Genomic DNA, 19,716 nt, shown 5'->3' with positions numbered 1-19,716 from the left:
ATCGTGAGGGAGGCAAGCACGGAGCTTCTGGTCGAGGCCGACGAGAATACCAACGTGACGGACCTCCTTCTGGAACGATGCGCCAAGGACCCGTTCGGCAACCTTTATGCCCATAAGACAGCCAATGGGTGGCTCAACGTGCCTGCCGCGCGCTTCCTCGCGGACGTACAGGCACTGGCGAAGGGCCTCATCGCTGGAGGCGTCAACCCTGGCGATCCCGTAGCTGTGCTGTCCCATTCAAGTTTCGAATGGACCTTGGTGGACTTCGCCATCTGGATGGCTGGCGGAGTTACCGTACCCATTTATGAAACGTCGTCGGCAAGCCAGATCGAGTGGATCCTTGCCGATTCCGGTGCCCGGCGCATCTTTGTGGAAGACACGTCCAAAGCAGACCTTCTTCACACCCTCGTTGAGAAGTCCACGGCCTTGGGTGAGGACCCGGTGACGATCATCCGTATGGAGCACGACGGAGAGGCCCCCAACCTGACCAGCCTCGCCGCCGTCGGAATTGGCATTATGGATTCCGAACTTGAGCGCCAGCGCAGCGCGGCCACCCTGTCCGATGTCGCCTCGATCGTCTACACCTCCGGCACAACCGGCAAACCCAAGGGCTGCGAAATCACCCACGGCAACTTCGTGCTTGTTGCCCGGAACGTCATCCCGTTCCTCCCCGAACTTTTGATGCAGCGCGGCGCGCGAACATTGATGTTCCTACCGTTGGCACATGTCCTGGCGAGGGCAGTCCAGGTGGTCTGCCTTACCGCAGGCGTCACGTTGGGGCACAGCCCAGGTGCCAACGGCCTCATGGCGGACCTCGGTGCCTTCAAACCCACATTCCTGCTCGCAGTTCCCCGTATCTTCGAAAAGGTCTATGCCGGGGCCGGACACAAAGCGGCCATGTCAGGCAAGTCCGGACTGTTCGCCGCAGCGTCCGCCACCGCCGTCGAATATTCGACGGCGGTAGATCTCGCCGCCCGCGGGCAGGGGCCCGGCCCGGGTTGGTTCCTTGGCCTCAAGCACTCGGTATTCAACAAGCTCCTCTACCCCAAAGTGCGGGAGGTCTTCGGCGGTGCGGTCGGCTACACCGTGTCCGGGGCCAGCCCCCTCAGCCTCCGGGAGAACCATTTCTTCCACGGCGCGGGGATCCCAGTCCTTGAGGGCTATGGCCTTACCGAAACCACTGCGCCCTGCACCGTCAACACGCCAAGCATGTCCCGCATAGGGACCGTTGGCATTCCGCTGCCCGGCACCACCATCCGCGTGGCACAGGATGGCGAGGTGCTGGTCAAGGGAATCGGCGTGTTCAAGGGCTACCACCGGAATGATGCCGCCACCGCTGAGGCCTTCGTGGACGGCTTCTTCCGCACAGGAGATCTGGGCGAGCTCGACCCGGACGGGTTCCTGACCATCACAGGCAGGAAGAAAGACCTGTTGGTCACCGCGGGCGGCAAGAACGTCGCTCCCGGTCCCCTTGAAGAAAAACTACGGGAGCACCAACTGGTAGGACAGGCAGTGGTGGTGGGCGACGGCAGGCCGTTCGTCGCAGCGCTGGTGGCCCTGGATCCTGAAGGGCTTGAAGACTGGTGCGCCGAGAACAAGCGAGACGCCATGTCCCCCAGCGAAGCCGCAAGGGACGAGCGCGTCCGTGCAGCCGTTCAGTCTGCCGTGGACGAAGCCAACACTCTCGTATCCTCCGCTGAATCCATCCGTAAGTTTGGCTTTATCACCGCAGATCTCAGCGTCGAGTCCGGGCACCTGACGCCATCGCTAAAGTTGAAGCGGGCCGCGGTGGTGAAGGACTTCTCCTCATTGGTGGAGAAGCTTTACGAAAAGTAGCGGCGGCGTCGTTACGCGACGGTGTCCTTGCGGACACCAGAGGTATCGCTTTCGTCGTCGATTTCGGTGGAGGATGCTTCTTCTTCGGCCGCTGATTTGGAGTCCAAGCCACGGCGACGACGCGTTGGCCAGGTGAGGATGAAGGTAACCGTCGCGGCCAGGAACACGAGGGCTCCAATGACGATTCCCGCATCCACCCAGAACTGTCCGGGGAAGAGACGAATGAGCGTGTCGTCCAGGGAGAATGTCCAGGTGCCATTGGCGAAGAAGATCCGGTGGAACTCGGTGAAGAACTGCTGCCAGCTCAGGGCTGCCAACACTGCAAGGCCAATGATGATGACCAACGTGACGATGGAGCCGGCGAAGAGCCCACGCCTGACACCGCCTGCACTGCGCTTACGCAGGTAGGCAATGGCGATTATGCTCAAAAGAATGAGCAGCAGGCCCGCACTAAACGAGGTCAGAATAACCATCTTCACGTCCGCCATATGCGCGACTTCGCTGTCTTTGAAAAGCTTGGCGCCGTCTTGGTTTACCAAGCCACCCAAATACCTGGGCCCTGACCAGTTGCTCAAGTAGTCCACAGCATAGGAGCCGTAGGTCATGCGATCATCCGTGCTGAACCCGTAGCCGTCTCCCGGGAAACCCGGCCGGTTGTATTCAACCCAGAGGAACAGGGGGCTGGTCACCGCCCTGACAGCCAACACCAGGAGGATCACGGGGAAGAAGACCGCGAGCAGTACCTGGAAAATCCGGGGGCCGATTGGCTTGACCTTCGCTGCCTGTTCGCGCTCTGCATTACGCCTGGCAACCTCGTCTTCCGGCGGACGAACCTGGAGGGCAGACGTCGGCAACGGTTCGGAATAGTGTGCGGGTTGGCGACTTGCGGGCGCATCTGCCACGGTCTCCGCGAAAAGCGGTGGCTCCGGCTCAACGTCCGCAGCCTCGGCAGCCTTCCGGTCAGCGCGGCTTTCCGGCTGAACCGGCACGGGACCTGAGGGAGCAGCAGAAGAACCACCGGATGCCTTGGGCTTCATCCAGTCAAAGGCCGGCTCGTCGGGGTCCTCGTGGACGTCCGTCGCCGGATCTTGTGGTTTTTGGCTCTTGTCACTCACAGCGGTTTCACTTCCGTAGGCATCCCACCGGCCTAAGCATGCTGCCGGCACTCTTGTCTGCATTCGAGCCTACAGTCCGGGTTTGGGCAGAGACGAGGAGCCACCCCGCGTATGGCAAGATCGAAACGCAACTGTAAGGTGCAGGCGTGTCCGCCTAGACAGCAATCCCCCGGTAACCGGCGTCATGGCTGTCAAGGTCGCCGGTAGCTCCCGAACGAAATGAACGTCCCCCCAGAACCAAGGTGTACGTCCAGTAGGCCGCCAGGACCAGTGCCCCGATCGCGATCTTCATCCAAACAGGCAAGGGGCTTGGTGTCACGAACGCTTCCACCACGCCTGAGATAAGAAGTACCAGGACCAGCCCAAGGGCAACCGTGATCAGCGAACGCCCTTCGTCGGCGACGGCCTGCATCCGGGTCCTGGGGCCGGGCCGGACCATCGACCAAAAAATTTTCAGGCCGGCCGCACAGGCGATGAACACTGCGGTGAGTTCCATGAGCCCGTGAGGAAGGATGTAGCTGAAGAAGACATCCAACTTTCCCGCAGAAGCAAAGACGCCGGCAGCCGCGCCGACGCCTTGGGCGTTGAGGAAGAGAATCATGGGCACCCAAAACCCCGTAATTCCGAACGCAACGGCTTGGGCCGAAATCCAGGCGTTATTGGTCCACACCGCGCCTGCAAACGACGCCGCCGGGTTCTCCGAGTAGTAGTCGATGAAATCGTCTTCGATGTACTGACGAACCCTGTCATCGCTGCCAAATGCGGCCCGCAGCGCCTCGGGCGACGTCCCGATCCACAGGGCGTACGCCCCACTCACCAGCACGAAGAAAACCCCACACCACACCGTCAGCCATCGGAGTCTGTAGAACGCCGCGGGCAGCGCGATGACGAAGAAGCGGGCGAGGTCTTCCATGAAGTTCGAACGTGCCCCGGTGAACCTGGTACGAGCCTGGGCAAGCGCGGCAGACAGGGATGAGGACAAGGCCGTCTCGGGAGCCACTGAGCGGATGAGGGACAAATGTGCGGAGACAGTCTGGTACAGGCGCAATAGTTCGTCGGCCTCGGACCCAGTGAGCCGCCGCTTATGTGCCAAAAACGTGAGCCGCGACCATTTGTCCCCATGCGCGGCCGAAAAGGCATCGATGTCCACGGCACCACCCTATCCCTGTCTGCCCTATCCGGGTCTGCCCTGTCCCTGGCTGCCGGGACGGGCGCGGCTAGACTCGTTGATGCGGGTACGTTGTGCGCCCGTCGTGATTGCTACGCACCGGGGGCGGACTTGAGTTCAATCATCACAGGCGAGGCAGTGGTCCTGGAGTTGCGCCCGGCATCCTTCGCCGCCCGCGCACTGGGGCTCATACTGGACGTCATTGCCAACGTCCTCCTGTTGATCCTCCTCATCATCCTGATCCTCTCCGCCGCCCGGAATCTCGATGAAGCCGCGGTCCGAGCCATGGTCCTGGCCTGTGTCGTGTTCTCCTTCGTCATCGTTCCCGTCACAGTGGAGACGCTCACCCGCGGCCGCTCGCTGGGGAAACTGGCCGCGGGCCTTCGTGTGGTCCGGGACGACGGCGGCTCCATCAGATTTCGGCACGCGGTCATCCGTGGGCTGCTCGGGTTCCTCGAGATTTACATGACCTTCGGTGGCCTCGCTATCGCCGTGGCACTCTTCAACGACAAGTCCAAGCGCCTCGGCGACGTCGTAGCCGGCACTTACTCCCTGCGCCAGCGCGTGCCCTCCGAGCCGAGGATCTTTCCCGGCGCTCCGCCTTACCTCCAACCATGGGTAGCCATGGCGGACATAGGACGGATCCCCGACGCCACAGCCCGCCGGGCCGGAACCTTCGTTCAGCAGGCATACCTCATGGCACCATCCTCACGCGCCAGGATGGCCGCAGCGCTGGCCTCGGAGCTGGCAAACTACGTCGCGCCGCCACCGCCAGCGGGAACGATTCCCGAGGACTACATAGGGGCGGTCCTCGGCGAGCGACGCAACCGTGAATTTGCGCGCCTTCGCACGGCGGAACAGCGCAACGCCGCCACCGGCGAAAGGCTTCGCAAGCTGCCGTTCACCCAGGGCTGAGGCAACGCCGAGCACTTACGGAGGGGGCTGCCGGACGTCAGCCACCAGCCTTTCGCTGGTGTTCTCAAATCCAATGCGCTGGCGTCGTGAGCCTTTCAGGTAGTTGCGTTTCGCGGTTCCCGCGCGCGGCGTTGATTTGCGGTTGGGTGAGGTAGAGGGACCCGGAGAGATTGGCGCCGTGGAGACGCGTATCGCGCAGATCGGCGCCGAGGAGGTCCACTGCGGTTAGGTCACTGTGCTCCAGGTTAGCCCCTATCAGGTAAGCACCGCGGAGGTCCGAGCCGGACAGTTGCTTCTTTGCCAAGTTGGCGCCCATGAGGTCGGCACCCGGGTGGATTCCGCCGTCGGGCATTTTACGGCCCTCGGCCCCATATGAAGCGCGCACCTCCTCGCTGACCTCCATGAGAAGGGCACGCACCTCAGCATGTAAACGCCCGACGTCGGCAGCCAGCACTGCGGACGCCTCGCCTTGGGATGTGGTTTCAATGTCCATCGTCAGCTGGCGGGCTGTTGCAGCCAGCTCCGGATCGAAGGCGCGTTGCTCAGCTTCGGACAAGTACCACAACATTTCGTGCAGTTGCTTGACCACCTTGAAGACAGCGAACATCGAGGACTTGGACTCCGGATCCTTGACCCAACTCGTGCCCCCAAACGTGCGTTGGGAAACCACTTGGCCTGCGCCGAAACAGTCAAAGACGGTACATCCGCTGAATCCGCGGGGCCGCAAACGTTGATGGATGGTGCAGGAAAAGTCGCTGGCCATGTTCGGGCAGGCCGAGGCAGCGGGTTTATCGATAGCGAAATCAGCCGAGCGGGCAAAGCCAAGGGCCGTACAGCAGACGGCGAAGCATTTGCTGCAGTCCGGACGAAGGGTTGGCGAAAAAGTCATTAGTGCTCCAAGCGATGAAATGGAATCAGGTGGAAGGAGCTGGGAACCCGGCGTGGGTTCCCCTAAGGAAGACTCGTAATCACCACGAAGGGCAGCACAAATCGCAGGTCCGACCAGATGCCAGAACCGGAAAGGAGAATCAAAGACCGCAAGAAATAATCACTGCCTCGATCTTAACAGCAGTTTCTGTCCCGGGCTGGGAATGCCGGCTACCGCTGGGCGTAGCTGGCCCAGGGGATGTTCCAGTCGCCGAAGCCCTCCAAGGGTTCCACCGCAGGCGCACCGGTATTCAGGATCTGCACGACGTCCCCGGTTTTCATGTTGTTGAAGAACCAGGCGGCATCTTCGGGCAACAAGCCCACGCAGCCGTGGGAAACGTTCACACGTCCAATGGCGCCCCAAGCGGACTCCAGGGCTTGATGGACATAGACGCCGGACCACGTGAGGCGGTTGGCATAATCCACCACCATCGGAGCGTAGTAGCCTTTGTCACCGGGTTTGAGGCCGATGCTTCCAGCGTTGAAGTTGGATTTGCGTTCTTGCTCCAGGATCACTGCGTAGCCGGTGGGCGAAAGCCAGTCTTCGCCGCCCAGCGATACGGGTGCGGTGTGCATCAGCTGGCCGTCGAAGTACACGTTCATGGTCTTGGTGTTGTCATCCACTACAGCCACGCGCTGCGGTCCCGTAGTGAAAGTAGAAACAACATCGCCGTTGCCAATCATCTTGTTGCCGAAATCGACGCCCAGGAGCTTCATGTCCACTGTGACCGTGGTTCCCGAGGCCCAGAATGCTTCCGGACGAATGCGGACCTTCTTGTCCGAGTACCAATGCCAGGCCACCGCCTGGCCCGATGAAACGGTGATGGCAACGCGCTTTTCCATCGCGGCCTTGTCAACCACAGGTTCACTGAAGTTGATTTCGATTGGCTGGCCGGAGCCGGCAACTGTGCCGTTGCGAGGATAGATGGAAGCATCTGCTTCGAAAGCCGCCGAGACCGTGGTGAAGGTCTGCGTCTTCTTGATTTCCTTACCTGCTGTATCCACGATCGTGAAGGAATAGCTGTACTGGGTCTTGAACTTCAGGACTTCCAGGGTTGTCCACGTGCTGCCATCCGCGCTGGTCTTCCCCTGCACAGGTGTACCGCCCTCGACCGGCGCCAACACAACGTCCTTGACCTTGCCGTTGACGGCTTTGATCTGGGGGCCAACCACTGGATTCCACTCCACGGCGCCGTCCAGCGGTGTGATACCCAGTTCAACGGGTTTCGCCTCCGGCGTCGGAGTGGATTGGGTTGTTGCCACGCCATTCGGGGTGGAACCGGCCAGCAATCCAGGAACGGTGGCAACGCCAATACCGCCCACGACGAGCGCGGCGCAGACCCCCGCAATGGCTAGGATCTTGCCCGTTTTCCGTTTGGCGACTTCCGTCATGGTTCCTGTCTTCCTGTCCCCCGGCAAGCAATACTGAACACCCAATTCTAGCCGAAAGGCCGGCCACGCTGGTCACGTGTCCGGCCTTTCATCGCGGCTTGAAGCTACCGCTTTGAGGTTGCTGCCACCGCAAAACTGAAGTTGGTTTAGCGGCGGTGCTTAGTAACGGTAGTGCTCGGGCTTGTAAGGGCCCGCAACGTCCAGGTCCAGGTAGTCCGCCTGATCCTTGCTCAGTTCCGTCAACTCCACGCCAAGCGCATCCAGGTGCAGGCGTGCCACCTTTTCGTCCAGGATCTTGGGCAGGACGTAAACCTGCTTCTGGTATTCGCGTTCGCCGGCCGGCTGGTCCTTCTTGGTCCAGAGCTCAATCTGCGCGATCGTCTGGTTTGTGAACGAGTTGCTCATCACGAAGGACGGGTGGCCCGTTGCGTTGCCCAGGTTCAGGAGCCTGCCCTCGGACAGAACGATGATTGACCGCTCGGAGTCGGAGCCGGCGTCGAAGACCCACTCGTGAACCTGCGGTTTGATTTCCACCTTTTTGACGCCGGGAACCTTGGCAAGCCCTGCGATGTCGATCTCGTTATCGAAGTGGCCGATGTTGCCCACGATCGCCTTGTTCTTCATGCCCAGCATGTGCTCGGCCATGATGACGTCCTTGTTGCCGGTGGTGGTGATGAAGATGTCACCCTGGGCAAGGACAGATTCCAGCTTGGCCACTTGGTAGCCGTCCATGGCGGCTTGCAGGGCACAAATGGGGTCGATCTCGGTAACTACAACGCGCGAACCCTGGCCCCGCAGCGCTTCTGCCGCACCCTTGCCGACGTCGCCATAGCCACAAACGACGGCAACCTTGCCGCCCATGAGGACATCCGTTGCACGGTTGATGCCGTCCGGGAGGGAGTGGCGGATGCCGTATTTGTTGTCAAACTTGCTCTTGGTCACGGAGTCGTTGACGTTGATGGCCGGGAAGAGGAGCTTGCCCTGCTCGGCGAGCTGGTACAGGCGGTGGACACCCGTGGTGGTCTCTTCGGTGACACCCTGGATCCGGGCCGCCACGCGGGTCCACTTCTGCGGGTCCGTCGCCAGGGTCCGGCGAAGGAGGTCCAGAATGAGGACATACTCTTCAGGATCTTCCTCGGTGGCTGCGGGAACGGCACCTGCGGCCTCGAAATCGACGCCCTTGTGCAGCAGCAGCGTGGCATCGCCGCCGTCGTCCAGAATCATGTTGGGACCCAGCTCCGGGTTGGCGTCCGCTCCGGGCCAGGTAAGAATCTGCTCTGCGGTCCACCAGTATTCCTCGAGGGTCTCGCCCTTCCAGGCGAAGACGGGAACGCCTTGCGGATCTTCCGGGGTGCCTTTACCGACGACGACTGCGGCTGCGGCCTCGTCCTGGGTGGAGAAAATGTTGCACGAGGCCCAACGAACCTCGGCGCCCAAGGCTGTGAGGGTTTCAATGAGGACGGCTGTCTGAACCGTCATGTGCAGCGAGCCGGCGATGCGGGCGCCCTTAAGCGGTTGCGAGGGGCCAAACTCGGCACGAAGTGACATGAGGCCCGGCATTTCGTGCTCAGCGAGACGGATCTGGTGGCGGCCTGCCTCGGCAAGGGAAATGTCAGCCACTTTGTAGTCGAAAGTCATGGAAGTCCTTTAGGTGTACCGTGCGGATTGCAGTTCTGGAAGTACGTCAGGCTTTGGGGTGGTGCTGGCCCGAGCTTGCGGCGCTGGAGGCAGCAAGCAGTTCCGGGGGCAGAAGCAGGGGAATGCCGTCCTCGATCGCGTAACGGACCTTTTCACCGTTCTCGGCGGCAGCCGTTGAAACAAGCTCCTCACCCTCCTGGACCAGCGGTGAGCCCGTCACGGGGCAGCGCAGGATGGACAACAGTTCAGGACTGACCTTTGGCATGAATGATGCTCCCTGGATGGCGCGGGTTTGGCGCCGCTGGCGGATTTATCTGCAGATTCCAGCCTACAGCGCAGGAGCATCCCGCAAGGAGCCGCGGACGATTTGAGTCCCGGGGGCCGCACGTCGCAGGGCCAGGACGGACTAGGACGGTTCGCGCAGAATCCGCAGGTGGCCGCGGCGCGTACCTTCAACCACTACCGGCGGCTCCACATGCGGCCGACTGGTACGGGGTGGGGTGTCCGTTGCCGCTGAAGCAGCTTCCCGCACCGCGTTGGCAAGTGCCAGCAGGTCATCCGGGCCAGGCTCCGGAGGTGTTGTTGGCATAGCCAGCCGCAGGACTTCCCAGCCCCGCGGAACCGTGAGGGATTCTGCATGCTGGGCGCAAAGATCGTACGCATGGGGTTCGGCGTACGTGGCCAGCGGTCCGAGCACCGCCGTGGACTCGGCATACACGTACGTCAAAGTAGCCACCGCGGATTGGCGGCAGGCGGACCTTGAACACTGACGAATAGCACCCACAACATCCCAGATTAGCGCCCTTTGGCCCCTACCCTGCGCATTGGCTGGCCGTGCCTGCCTGAAAGCTGCAGTCTGCGCCGGTCACGGCGCGCTGTTCGCCATGATGTCGCGTTGGCGGTTCCTCGGGACTAAAGTCGATATATGCAGTCACAGCCACATGTTCCTGGCTTCACAATCCGGTGGACTGACGCCGAAGGCGATCAGGCAAAGGAACACACCGGCGCGGATGTCCGTGGTTTCCGGCGGCGCCGGAGAAACCGTCACGGCAGAGGACTGCGTGGGGAACTCATGCTTCCCAGTCTTCCTGGCTTCCGGACCCGTGCCGAGCGCTTCGACGACATGGTGCTGGACTCAGCTGAACGCCTCCAGGATATGTGGGGCAAGCAGTTGGATGGCGTGCTCTTCGCCGTCGACGAAATCCCGCCGAACCTGGAGCAATTGGTGGCCGAAGGTACGGCAGCCCCCATGGGCTCCTACACTCCGGGCAACCGCGGTGAAGCACCCATGATCGCTGTATACCGCCGTGTGGTCGAACAGACTGCCGGAACACGGGAAGAGCTCCAGGACTTGGTCCACGACGTCGTGGTGGAGTACACCGCAGAAATGCTCGGAGTACCACCGGAGACGCTGGATCCCGTGTATCGGCGTCGTTACCAGTAGACCCGCGGCCCCAAAACCCTAGTAGCCCGTAGCGCCTAGTAGCCCACAGTCACGGGAACTTTTTCGAGCCCGGCAGCAGCATCCTGGATGCCCAGCACCGAGACGTCGGCGCGATCCTGCCTACCCAGGATAAGTGCCCCATACGCAGGGTCCCCTGATGCTGAAACCACGTATCCGGCGACCACTGCCTGCCCGGATTTAGCTGGAAGCTCGATCAGCGATGTTGTGCCGCCGGACATGTCCACATCCACGGACTTGCCCACCTTGCCATCGGCTGTCACCGGTGCGTAGCTAACAGTTGCGCGTCCTTCAGGAACACCGAAGCTGAAGAAACTCTGCCCGTCACGGGGCACGGCCACCACATGCTGGCTGCCCAGGCGGGCCGAGGACGGCGACCAAGCGAAATCCGTTGGCTCCTCCGCTTTAGCCCCCCGCGCGATCCGGGTTGAAGCCACGAACGCGACGTCAGAACTCGCGCTCACGGTGTAGCTGCCGGCCGGAACGCCGTCGAGGTCCAACGTAGCTACCGTGCCGCCCTTGACAGTTACTACTCCCCCGTTGGGGAGTTGGCGCTCACCGTTGGCGCCGTACAGCCGGACTTGAACCACGGCGTCCGTGGACCCAGGTACGGCTATTTGAAGCGCGGGAACGGCATCGGTAAAGCCCGCTTTACTGCCCAGCGCCTTGATCGCCGCTGCATCCTGGATGTCGACGCCGGCCATCACCTGGAGGTTGGAAGGCCCGGAACCTGAAGACAGGAACTCCACTCCACCCGGCACAAGTCCGCGCAGCACGCTCTGCTGGATGGTCCCGGCGACGGGTCCACCCGAGCTGCGTACGTGCACTGCCAGTTGGGATTCGCCGGGGGCAAGGCCGGCAAGATTTACCGAACGTGTTGTCCCTGGCGCCACCAGGAGGCCCCGTGCGCCTGGCGCCTGGATCTGTCCCTGGGCGCCGAAGAGGTCCAGGTTGACGGTAGCGGGCGTCTCCGATGCATTGCTGAGGTTCAGGACCGCGGTCCGGCCAAGCGCAGTGTCCGAACCCAGCAGCCAAGCGTCGTTTCCGGGTTTCTGGCACGGAGCCGCTGCCAGGCCACGGAGATCACCGTCCTTGGCTGAGTAGCTCAGATTCGCGGCCACGGATGCTTGTTCGTTTCCGATGGGGTCAGCGCCCACCACGGTAGGTGCGGTCACCGGGCTGATAGATGCAGCCGCTGCCGCCAGGACGGGTGGACCGGAACTGGGCGATGGTGTACTCGTGGGGGTCTTGGCAATTTCCGCAACTGTGTCCCCTGCCAGCGACGTCACCTTACTACCCGGAATGGTGCCTGCGGGATTGCTCAGGACCAGTGCGTTGAGCGCGCTGGTGGCCGTGGTGGAAACCGGGCTGAATTCAGCATCGGTGTCCACCTCTGTTCCCGTGACAAGGCGCGCTGGTTCCGGGCAGACGCCTAGGGAGCGCCCCGCCGGGACATCGGCTTGCCGGATATCCATGGCAGAGCCGCCAGACGGCGCTGGAACCATCGAGGTGGCCGCGACTGCTCCGCCTCCCGCGGCAAGGATCACCGCTGCGGACAAGACCCCTGTGATGATCCCCTTGTTGGAGCTGCGGGCGCTCTTGCTGGAACGAGCATCCTTGGCGGAGTTGCGTGCATCCTTCGCGGAACCGCGCTTCCCGTTATCGTCCACCTGCTTCTTTGGATCCTCAGACACTGCTGTACTCCTTACGGAGGGAGACTTCGTCCCTCGACATGCCGGTTCGCGAGCGGCTGGCGGGCATCGGAACGGCCAGAAGCACTGTCAGTCCGAACACCACGGCCTGGAGGATCCCAAACCAAAGACCCCAAGGGTTGGTGTACCGGATTTCGAGGTTGCCTCCATTGGCCGGAAGTTCGAAAGCCTGGGCCCATCCGGACGTGGTCGATTTCAGCTGGCGCCCATCCATCCAAGCACTCCAGCCGGGATCGGACCGTTCGGCCAGGACCACCCGGCGGCCCTCATCACCCGCCGGCACTGCTGCGTCCACGGACACCTCTTCTGAGGGCAGGGAGCCGATGGCCTCACCTTGGGCGTTGAGAATGCGAACCCTATGGGCCGTGTCTGCAGCAGTGGCGGCAGCGGAATTCCGCGGGGTTACTCGCCACAACCACCCGGCGTCGGTTTGTCCAACAGCAACGAGGCCTGGAACGGCGTCGATCCTGCTGGCGGTCAGCTGGGCTGCGTCATCAGCGGCCTTGAGCACCACAAAACCGGCGCCGAGTTGTTCCAAATCGTTGCGGGGGTCTACCCCTGTGCTGGCCACGATGGTGGCCACTGCCCTGCGGAGGGATGCGGTAGCGGCGTCGTCGGTGGCAATCTCTTCCCTGCCGGGTGCGCCAATAATGGTCCTGGCCGACGCGATCGTGGACAAGCTGTCCAGCGTAGTCCCATCACCACGCATCAGGGAGGACGTAAAGGCGCCCTGCTCGCCGCTGGTGATAACCAACGTTCGCGTACGTTCGGGTCCCTCGCCACGGTCGACGGCGGTTGCCGGCAAGGTGCCGTTGTCCACCGGCCGAACCTGGCGGGCAGAGCCCAAGGATGGCTTGTTACCCGTATCTGACGGAAGGGCGTTAGCGGTATCGGCGGCGACTGGGGCCTCCGACAGGGGCTGCAGGACGTTTTGTCCCGCCCACGCCGCCATCCCGGCCAAAGGTCCACCGACGAGGAGAGCAAGTGCCACGCCCGAAGCTACGCGCCGCAGGGGCGGCTTCCAACGGACGGCATCAGGCGTCCTGGCGGGAACGGCGAAGATTTTATCGGCACCGAGCAACGCCGCACCGAGCAGGAGGATGCCCGCCGCTGAAACGGCCGGTCCAGTGAAGGGACCAACAATCACATTGTTGTTGACACCGGTGGCCACATGGCCCATCAGCCAACTGCTGCCCAAGGTAGCCAGCGCGGCCAACCAAAAGACGCGGGCAAGGGCGGTGCGCTTACCGGGAAGGAACAGCGCCGCTACAGCCAGGAGAAGTACGGGGACGCTGACCAGCAGAGCAAGCACCAGAGCCCAAGGCACAGCGCCAGGACCGAACATCCCAAGACCTGTGAGGCCGCCGTCGATGTCGAAGGCCAGGGGCTGGCCCAGGAACTGCTGCCACAGTGGTGCAGCGTCGAAACTGAGCGGCAGGCCGGGGTCGCCAAGCAACGAACGGGGGCGGTCAAGAACCGAAATGCCGTAGGGAATGAACAGCGCGGCGCTGGGCAAGAGGGACCACCACATTGTCTTTCCGCGCGTTCCGAGCACCACGGCTACCAGAACCACGACCACCGTGATTGGTCCCAAGAGCGACGGCGCCGAAGCAGTGATTGCAGCCATGGCCAAGCCAGCAGCCGCCGCGGCGGTCCAGGACGGCGTGCCGTTTATACCCGGTTTTCCGAGCACCGGTGCCGGGCGACGCGTGAAGGGTGCCCGTACGGAATGGGCCCGCCCTATCGCCGAACCCGACGCGCGTATCAGCGCCAGCATCAGCAATGGCATCAGGACGTGGGCCACCAAGGCTCCCGGCCTGCCCTGGTTTATGGCTACCAGCAGTGCGGGTGCCCCGGACCAGGCCAGAGCCGCAACAATCCGGAACCGGCGCCGGGTGGTCAAGGCCCCGGCAGCGAACCAGGCACCGATCGCAGAGAGTGGCATCGCCAGGATCAGCAACCACACGGTTGCCGAGTTGCCATCGCCGCCGCCAAACAAGGAAAGAAGCCACAATACGTAAGCGAATGGATCGGCGTGCCCCGGCAGTCCCGCTCCGAGGGAAATCCACCACGAGGAGGCGTTGGCCCAGATATCGGAAGGTGACTCGGACAGCGGGAGGAGCCCCCCTCCGGCCACAATTCCCGTGCGAAGGAGGCCGAAGAGCCCAACGAATGAAACGGCAAACGCGATCAGGGCAGCAACGACTGCACCGGTGCCAACCCACCCGCGTTCGTTGGTGGCCAGGGCGGCGAAATCGTCAGAGGCATCGCCGCTGGGTTCGGGGGCGAGAAGATCCGAGGCCACCGTAGTTTCCTCGCTGGGGCGGATCGCCTCCAGCAGGGAACGCCTGTTGGCACGGACTTCGCGCGACGTCGCTTGGAGGCCCCGGACCACCGAACGGTGTACTCGGCGGGTCCTCGCCGCAATCCGGCGGCCCCTTGCGATAGCGAGCGGCCGCACCAAGCCGGCAATAGTGGCCGTGAACTGGGAGAATCCGTAGCCCGGTTCCTTGACCAGAATGCTCAGCACCAGACGGACAACTGCGCCCAAGAGCGCCCCCACGGCCTGGAACGGCAGGTTCCACCACGGCGTGTGTTTGAGGCGCATGTGAATTTGTGCTTTGCGTGCCGCGGAGGACGTACCCAGGCCATGCGGGCGGTGCTCCACGTGGAATATGCGCGCACTGGGCACCACCACTACACGGTTTCCGGCAAGCCAGTTGCGCCAGCAGAAATCGACGTCGTCGCCGCTGCCGGGCAAGGCAGGGTCAAAACCCTGCAACTGGTCCCAGACGTCCCTGCGGATCAACATGCCGGCAGAGTTCACGGCAAAAGTGTCGGAGCGGGCATCGTATTGCCCTTGATCTACTTCATCGGCGTCGATCAGCGTGAGCCGTTCAGCCCAACGGCTGGTGGACAGGCCAACATCCACCACGTGACGGTCGTCGTCCCACCCAAGCTGTTTGCAACCGGCAACCGTTACCGAAGTGGTCCGTTCCACTGCGTGGAGAAGCTCGGCCAAGGCGTCGGGTGCTGGAGCGGCGTCGTCATGAAGGAGCCAGATCCATTGGACTGCACCGGCTTGGACAGCACCGGCCGCTTCTGCGTTTTTGGCCACGTCCTCATGCTGGGCAGCACCTGCGGGAGCAAGCTCGTCCAAGCCAGCCTGGACAGCGGCACCAAAACCAGACTTGGGCTGGACGAATTTGGTGACATTTGCTTGCCCCAAGGCCGCACGGAGCAAGTCGAGGGAGTTGTCCGTGGATCCTGTATCAATGCCAATGGCGGCATCTGCCGAACGAGTCTGGTCCGACAGTGCCGCCAAGGTCCTGGGGAGATAGCTCCCGCCGTCGTGGGCAACCACGACGGCGGTAACGTGTACTTCCTTAAGAATTAGACTGCCCGCTTCCTTAGCCGGCGACGTTCGCGCTCAGAGAGCCCGCCCCAGATGCCGAATCGTTCGTCGTTTGCGAGGGCGTACTCAAGGCACTGCGAACGGACGTTGCACGCTCCGCAGACCTTCTTCGCATCCCTCGTTGATCCGCCCTTTTCCGGAAAGAATGCTTCCGGATCTGTCTGGGCGCACAGGGCGTCAGTCTGCCAACCGAGTTCGCCCTCGTCATCGAAGTCACCTTGGCTCGGCAGTCCGATCCACACCGGCTGTCCTGGGATTTCCTGAGGACGACGCAACTCCATGGGAGGGTCGTCCAGGTCTTCGTCCGGCCCGGCAGGCAGGTCCCCGATCAACGCTTCGTGCGCAGCGAGGAGGGCAGTTGCTTGATCCTCCAACGACTGCTGCACGTTCTGGTTGTATCGGTCTGCCGCTTCCGGATCCGCTGGGTCCACATACCAGTCCCCTGGCACTTCCCGCGAACGGTATTTCACCGACGCATGTTCTGCGACGACTGCATCTTCCTGGATACGCAACGCTTGCCCCATGGCGTCCCTCCTGATTTTGCAGCTGCTGCTTGGATGTATTTCCGATTCCCGGCGGTGTTCCGGAAATCTGTGCAGCGGCGTTGATTACTAATTACACGCGTGTAACTACCCACCAGTCAAGCCGCGCCGAGATAATAATCAAGAATCTGTAGAAACGTGGGATGCGCCACGCCCAACGTTTTCCGCCATGGCGCAGCTGGCTAGGGCCAAAACGAAAGCCCCTCATCACTTTGCATGAACAACTCCTGACATTCCGCGGAATTCCCAGGACCGCCGCCGGATGTCCATCGACTGGACTTAATGGAGGTGTGTTGCATTTCACATTCCCCTGCGGCCCGACGCCCCCACCGTGGCAGGATTGATCCATGAGCATCCCGGCAGCGAACCTGATGACCACCCTGCGATCCGGCCATTCCACGTCCCCGAGACTGACTTGGTACGGCCCTGATTCCGAGCGCGTGGAGCTCTCCGGGCGGGTCTTGGACAACTGGGTTGCCAAAACCAGCAACCTGCTGCAGGACGAACTGGACGCCGAGCCGGGCAAAGCTATCCGGCTGGACCTCCCGGCACACTGGAAATCCTTTGTGTGGGCACTGGCTTCCTGGCAGTTGGGCATGGAGGTAGTCCTCGATGGCACCGCCGCGGACCTGCTGGTAACAGATACTCCCGACGACGGCGCCGGAGCCGGCTTTGAGGCGGTCGTCGCCGTACCGCTCGCGGCACTTGCGATGCGCTGGCCCGGCGAGTTGCCAGCCGGCGTCGTGGATTATGCTGCGGAAGTCCGGTCCCACGGTGACGTCTTCATGGCCCACAACGAACCGGAAGCCGGCCTTCCGGCCGTCCGCGGCAGCGCGGGCCACACCCATGACAGCCTTCTGGACGGATTCGCTGCACCCCAGGAACCCGGCGTTCGGCTGTTGGTTCGGGCGGCCGACGGCTTGGAGCCGGGCTTGTCAGCGGCGTTGGGCGCTTGGAAAGAAGATGGCTCAGTGGTGCTGGTGCATCCGGACCTGGAAGTGACCGGGCACCTGCTTGAGAATGAGCGCGTCAGCCGATCCTGAGATCAGTTCTTGATGGAGGGGAATTCGCCGGTTGCAGGTCCCCCGCTGCCCGCCTCCGCAGCTGACTTCTCCTTGTGATGAAGTTCCAGGATCTCGTGGTCATGGGAGTAAGCCGGCTCGGCATCCAGCTCTTCGTTGAAGACCCAAAAGCGGTATGCGAAGAACCGGAAAATGGTGCCCAGGACGAGTCCGACGACGCTTCCTGCGATAAACAGCGAGGGCTTGTCATTCAAGTCCAGCACGTATTTGGCGAACCACACACAACCGGAGGCAATCAGCAGCCCGACGAAGTTCATGACGGCGAACAGAACAGCTTCACGGACCACGTTCGCCTGTTTGCGGTGGCGGAAGGTCCAGAAGCGGTTGGCTACCCAGGAGAACACGCTTGCAACGATCGTCGCAATGGCCTTCGCCCAGACTTCGCTTCCGTGCATCGGACCCGAAAACAGCCAGATGTAAACTGCCGAGTCAATGACAAAAGCAACACCGCCTACGGCGCCGAACTTTGCTACCTCGCGCCAAAAAAGCGAGGCAAGTCCGCGGATGCGATCTGCAAGTGTGGTGATCATGACCCTCCATGGCCGTTGAAAAGTGGGCCGATGGGCCACATCCATTTTAGCGCCCATTTCCAACCGTTCCCTTTGAGTCCCCTGTGAGAAGGCCGATACCAGGGCCTGCGCCCCTGCGAAACCGGAACAACCCCATGGCTGAACCAACGGAAGAACAACATCTACTTGGTGACGTTACAGCGGCTGAATCAGTGTTCCGGCCGCTGGTTCGGTAGGCTGAACCTTGTGACTTTTCCAGTAATTGGTGTTGTTGGCGGCGGCCAGCTCGCACGCATGATGGCCCCGCCTGCTACCGCTTTAGGCTTCGAACTACGCGTTTTGGCTGAGGGCGAGGACGTTTCGGCTGTCCCCGCCGTGGCCAACGCCCCCGTTGGCGACTACAAAGACCTGGAAGCTCTCCTTGAGTTCTCCAAGGGTGTGGACGTCCTGACCTTCGATCACGAACATGTTCCCACGGAACATCTGCGTGCCCTGATCGACGCCGGCGTGAATGTTCAGCCGGGACCCGATGCCCTGGTGAATGCGCAGGACAAGCTCGTGATGCGCGCTGCCATTGATCGCCTCGGGCTGCCCAACCCGGAGTGGGCTGCCGTTGACTCAGTAGAAGAGCTGGTGGCATTCGGTGACAAAATCGGCTGGCCCGTTGTGCTGAAGACGCCGCGTGGCGGCTACGACGGCAAGGGCGTCCGCATTGTTGACTCCGCCGATGATGCCGCTGGTACTGCGGATTGGTTCCACGCCATGAGTCCCCTGCTTGCAGAAGCAAAGGTGGACTTCAGCCGCGAACTCTCGGCCCTTGTAGCCCGAACGCCCAGTGGCGAATCGCGTGCATGGCCCGTAGTTCACACCATTCAGGTTGACGGCGTGTGCGATGAAGTTATCGCGCCCGCCCAGAACATTCCACTCGAAGTTGCCGCGGCCGCCGAGGGGGCTGCACTTCGGATCGCCAACGAACTCGGCGTTACCGGCGTCATGGCTGCTGAGCTCTTTGAGACCCCGGGCGTTGGCGCCGGCTTCCTCATTAACGAACTGGCGATGCGCCCCCACAACACGGGGCATTGGACGCAGGACGGATCGATCACCAGCCAGTTCGAACAGCATCTGCGTGCGGTGCTGGACTTGCCGCTGGGCGCCACGGATGCTGTAGCGCCGGTATTTGTCATGAAGAATTTCCTGGGTGGAGACAACCAAAACCTCTTCGAAGCGTTCCCCATGGCGTTGGCTTATGAACCGGCGGCGAAGGTGCACTGCTACGGCAAGTCCGTGCGGCCCGGGCGGAAGATCGGGCATGTCAACCTGGCTGGCACGTCTACCTCGGAGGTAGATTCCGTCCGCCAACGCGCCACGGCAGTAGCCAACATCATCCGTGACGGCCGGATGCCCGCACAGACCACCCCCGAGGAGACCGAATGACATCAGCATCAACAGCCCCGATTGTAGGTCTCGTCATGGGCTCCGACTCGGACTGGCCTGTCATGGAAGCCGCCGCGGACGCCCTGGCTGAGTTCGGCATCCCCTTTGAGGCGGACGTCGTCTCGGCCCACCGCATGCCCACCGAGATGATCCGCTATGGCCAGACTGCGCACGAGCGCGGCCTGCGCGTCATCATCGCCGGCGCAGGGGGCGCGGCACACCTTCCTGGAATGTTGGCTTCGGTCACTCCCCTGCCCGTGATCGGCGTCCCCGTTCCATTGAAGACATTGGACGGTATGGACTCGCTGTTGTCCATCGTTCAAATGCCTGCCGGAGTTCCGGTTGCTACTGTCTCCATCGCAGGGGCCCGCAACGCAGGACTCCTGGCTGTACGGATGCTCGCCTCCGGCACAGACGATCTCGCCAACCGCCTTCGCGAAGACCTGCTCAAATTCGCCCAGGAGTTGAACGACGTCGCCACCAAGAAGGGCGAAAACCTGCGCCACAAGGTGGAAGAGGTATTTTCCCCTGCCAATGCTTCCGCCCGGAGCAGCCGCTAGGAAGGCAGC

The 19,716-nt window shown here is 62.3% G+C and carries 17 protein-coding genes; 6 read left to right on the top strand and 11 right to left on the bottom strand.

The window, feature by feature from the left end:
• Nucleotides 1-3: 3 nt before the first annotated feature.
• Nucleotides 4-1,836 (top strand): AMP-dependent synthetase/ligase, encoded by a 1,833-nt coding sequence (locus tag KSW38_RS10970; RefSeq protein ID WP_216924954.1) that lies wholly within the window; start codon nucleotides 4-6, stop codon nucleotides 1,834-1,836.
• An 11-nt stretch (nucleotides 1,837-1,847) separates the two neighbouring features.
• Here KSW38_RS10970 and KSW38_RS10965 read toward each other — a convergent pair whose 3' ends face one another.
• Nucleotides 1,848-2,951 carry a TIGR01906 family membrane protein gene (locus KSW38_RS10965; RefSeq protein WP_308169341.1) on the bottom strand — a complete coding sequence of 368 codons (1,104 nt, stop codon included), beginning with the start codon at nucleotides 2,949-2,951 and terminating at the stop codon, nucleotides 1,848-1,850.
• A gap of 154 nt (nucleotides 2,952-3,105) precedes the next feature.
• Nucleotides 3,106-4,101 (bottom strand): stage II sporulation protein M, encoded by a 996-nt coding sequence (locus KSW38_RS10960; protein WP_216924952.1) that lies wholly within the window; start codon nucleotides 4,099-4,101, stop codon nucleotides 3,106-3,108.
• Between the two features lie 129 nt (nucleotides 4,102-4,230).
• Between KSW38_RS10960 and KSW38_RS10955 the strand changes: the two genes are divergently transcribed.
• Nucleotides 4,231-5,034: an RDD family protein gene (locus KSW38_RS10955; protein WP_216924951.1), complete on the top strand. Its 804-nt coding sequence runs from the start codon at nucleotides 4,231-4,233 to the stop codon at nucleotides 5,032-5,034.
• 64 nt (nucleotides 5,035-5,098) lie between these two features.
• Here the strand turns inward: KSW38_RS10955 and KSW38_RS10950 are convergent, their stop codons facing one another.
• The 5 genes from KSW38_RS10950 to KSW38_RS10930 form a co-directional block, all read right to left on the bottom strand.
• A complete protein-coding gene (locus KSW38_RS10950) occupies nucleotides 5,099-5,923 on the bottom strand; it encodes a pentapeptide repeat-containing protein (RefSeq protein ID WP_216924950.1) in 825 nt (274 codons plus the stop codon).
• A gap of 209 nt (nucleotides 5,924-6,132) precedes the next feature.
• Nucleotides 6,133-7,353, bottom strand: a complete 1,221-nt coding sequence (locus tag KSW38_RS10945) for a L,D-transpeptidase (RefSeq protein WP_216924949.1) — start codon at nucleotides 7,351-7,353, stop codon at nucleotides 6,133-6,135.
• Between the two features lie 159 nt (nucleotides 7,354-7,512).
• The gene (ahcY, locus tag KSW38_RS10940; protein WP_216924948.1) at nucleotides 7,513-8,991 is read right to left on the bottom strand and encodes an adenosylhomocysteinase; all 1,479 of its coding nucleotides are present in this window, start codon (nucleotides 8,989-8,991) and stop codon (nucleotides 7,513-7,515) included.
• Between the two features lie 46 nt (nucleotides 8,992-9,037).
• Nucleotides 9,038-9,256 carry a Trm112 family protein gene (locus tag KSW38_RS10935; RefSeq protein ID WP_216924947.1) on the bottom strand — a complete coding sequence of 73 codons (219 nt, stop codon included), beginning with the start codon at nucleotides 9,254-9,256 and terminating at the stop codon, nucleotides 9,038-9,040.
• A 141-nt stretch (nucleotides 9,257-9,397) separates the two neighbouring features.
• On the bottom strand, nucleotides 9,398-9,775 hold the full coding sequence (locus KSW38_RS10930) for a DUF3499 domain-containing protein (RefSeq protein ID WP_216924946.1): 378 nt from the start codon (nucleotides 9,773-9,775) through the stop codon (nucleotides 9,398-9,400).
• Nucleotides 9,776-9,916: 141 nt separating this feature from the next.
• Between KSW38_RS10930 and KSW38_RS10925 the strand changes: the two genes are divergently transcribed.
• Entirely contained in the window at nucleotides 9,917-10,435 is a 519-nt protein-coding gene (locus KSW38_RS10925; RefSeq protein WP_216924945.1) for a metallopeptidase family protein, read from the top strand.
• A 35-nt stretch (nucleotides 10,436-10,470) separates the two neighbouring features.
• Here KSW38_RS10925 and KSW38_RS10920 read toward each other — a convergent pair whose 3' ends face one another.
• Genes KSW38_RS10920 through KSW38_RS10910 form a run of 3 tightly spaced genes read right to left on the bottom strand, consistent with a single transcriptional unit; the run spans nucleotide 10,471 to nucleotide 16,104 of the window.
• The gene (locus KSW38_RS10920; RefSeq protein WP_216924944.1) at nucleotides 10,471-12,147 is read right to left on the bottom strand and encodes a DUF5719 family protein; all 1,677 of its coding nucleotides are present in this window, start codon (nucleotides 12,145-12,147) and stop codon (nucleotides 10,471-10,473) included.
• Nucleotides 12,140-15,529 carry a glycosyltransferase gene (locus KSW38_RS10915; protein WP_216924943.1) on the bottom strand — a complete coding sequence of 1,130 codons (3,390 nt, stop codon included), beginning with the start codon at nucleotides 15,527-15,529 and terminating at the stop codon, nucleotides 12,140-12,142. The genes KSW38_RS10920 and KSW38_RS10915 overlap by 8 nt, the downstream gene beginning before the upstream one ends.
• A 29-nt stretch (nucleotides 15,530-15,558) precedes the next feature.
• The gene (locus KSW38_RS10910) at nucleotides 15,559-16,104 is read right to left on the bottom strand and encodes a WhiB family transcriptional regulator (protein ID WP_216924942.1); all 546 of its coding nucleotides are present in this window, start codon (nucleotides 16,102-16,104) and stop codon (nucleotides 15,559-15,561) included.
• Between the two features lie 365 nt (nucleotides 16,105-16,469).
• Between KSW38_RS10910 and KSW38_RS10905 the strand changes: the two genes are divergently transcribed.
• Nucleotides 16,470-17,165: a TIGR03089 family protein gene (locus tag KSW38_RS10905; protein WP_216924941.1), complete on the top strand. Its 696-nt coding sequence runs from the start codon at nucleotides 16,470-16,472 to the stop codon at nucleotides 17,163-17,165.
• A gap of 2 nt (nucleotides 17,166-17,167) precedes the next feature.
• Here the strand turns inward: KSW38_RS10905 and KSW38_RS10900 are convergent, their stop codons facing one another.
• Nucleotides 17,168-17,734, bottom strand: coding sequence for a GtrA family protein (locus KSW38_RS10900; protein WP_216924940.1), 567 nt, complete (start codon nucleotides 17,732-17,734; stop codon nucleotides 17,168-17,170).
• A 225-nt stretch (nucleotides 17,735-17,959) separates the two neighbouring features.
• Between KSW38_RS10900 and KSW38_RS10895 the strand changes: the two genes are divergently transcribed.
• Nucleotides 17,960-19,147, top strand: a complete 1,188-nt coding sequence (locus KSW38_RS10895; RefSeq protein ID WP_216924939.1) for a 5-(carboxyamino)imidazole ribonucleotide synthase — start codon at nucleotides 17,960-17,962, stop codon at nucleotides 19,145-19,147.
• Entirely contained in the window at nucleotides 19,144-19,707 is a 564-nt protein-coding gene (gene purE / locus KSW38_RS10890) for a 5-(carboxyamino)imidazole ribonucleotide mutase (RefSeq protein WP_216924938.1), read from the top strand. Before KSW38_RS10895 ends, purE begins: the two co-directional genes overlap by 4 nt.
• Nucleotides 19,708-19,716 lie beyond the last annotated feature (9 nt).

Origin of the sequence: Paenarthrobacter aromaticivorans (assembly GCF_019038615.1) — a bacterium.
Lineage (GTDB): Bacteria > Actinomycetota > Actinomycetes > Actinomycetales > Micrococcaceae > Arthrobacter > Arthrobacter aromaticivorans.
Note: the sequence above shows the minus strand (reverse complement) of the source record. Positions and strands in the feature narration are given on the sequence as shown.

Coding starts and splice junctions, on each gene's coding strand:
- KSW38_RS10950 (WP_216924950.1), bottom strand. CDS start 5,923: ATGACTTTTTCGCCAACCCTTCGTCCGGACTGCAGCAAATGCTTCGCC.
- KSW38_RS10945 (WP_216924949.1), bottom strand. CDS start 7,353: ATGACGGAAGTCGCCAAACGGAAAACGGGCAAGATCCTAGCCATTGCG.
- ahcY (WP_216924948.1), bottom strand. CDS start 8,991: ATGACTTTCGACTACAAAGTGGCTGACATTTCCCTTGCCGAGGCAGGC.
- KSW38_RS10935 (WP_216924947.1), bottom strand. CDS start 9,256: ATGCCAAAGGTCAGTCCTGAACTGTTGTCCATCCTGCGCTGCCCCGTG.
- KSW38_RS10925 (WP_216924945.1), top strand. CDS start 9,917: ATGCAGTCACAGCCACATGTTCCTGGCTTCACAATCCGGTGGACTGAC.
- KSW38_RS10910 (WP_216924942.1), bottom strand. CDS start 16,104: ATGGGGCAAGCGTTGCGTATCCAGGAAGATGCAGTCGTCGCAGAACAT.
- KSW38_RS10905 (WP_216924941.1), top strand. CDS start 16,470: ATGAGCATCCCGGCAGCGAACCTGATGACCACCCTGCGATCCGGCCAT.
- KSW38_RS10900 (WP_216924940.1), bottom strand. CDS start 17,734: ATGATCACCACACTTGCAGATCGCATCCGCGGACTTGCCTCGCTTTTT.
- purE (WP_216924938.1), top strand. CDS start 19,144: ATGACATCAGCATCAACAGCCCCGATTGTAGGTCTCGTCATGGGCTCC.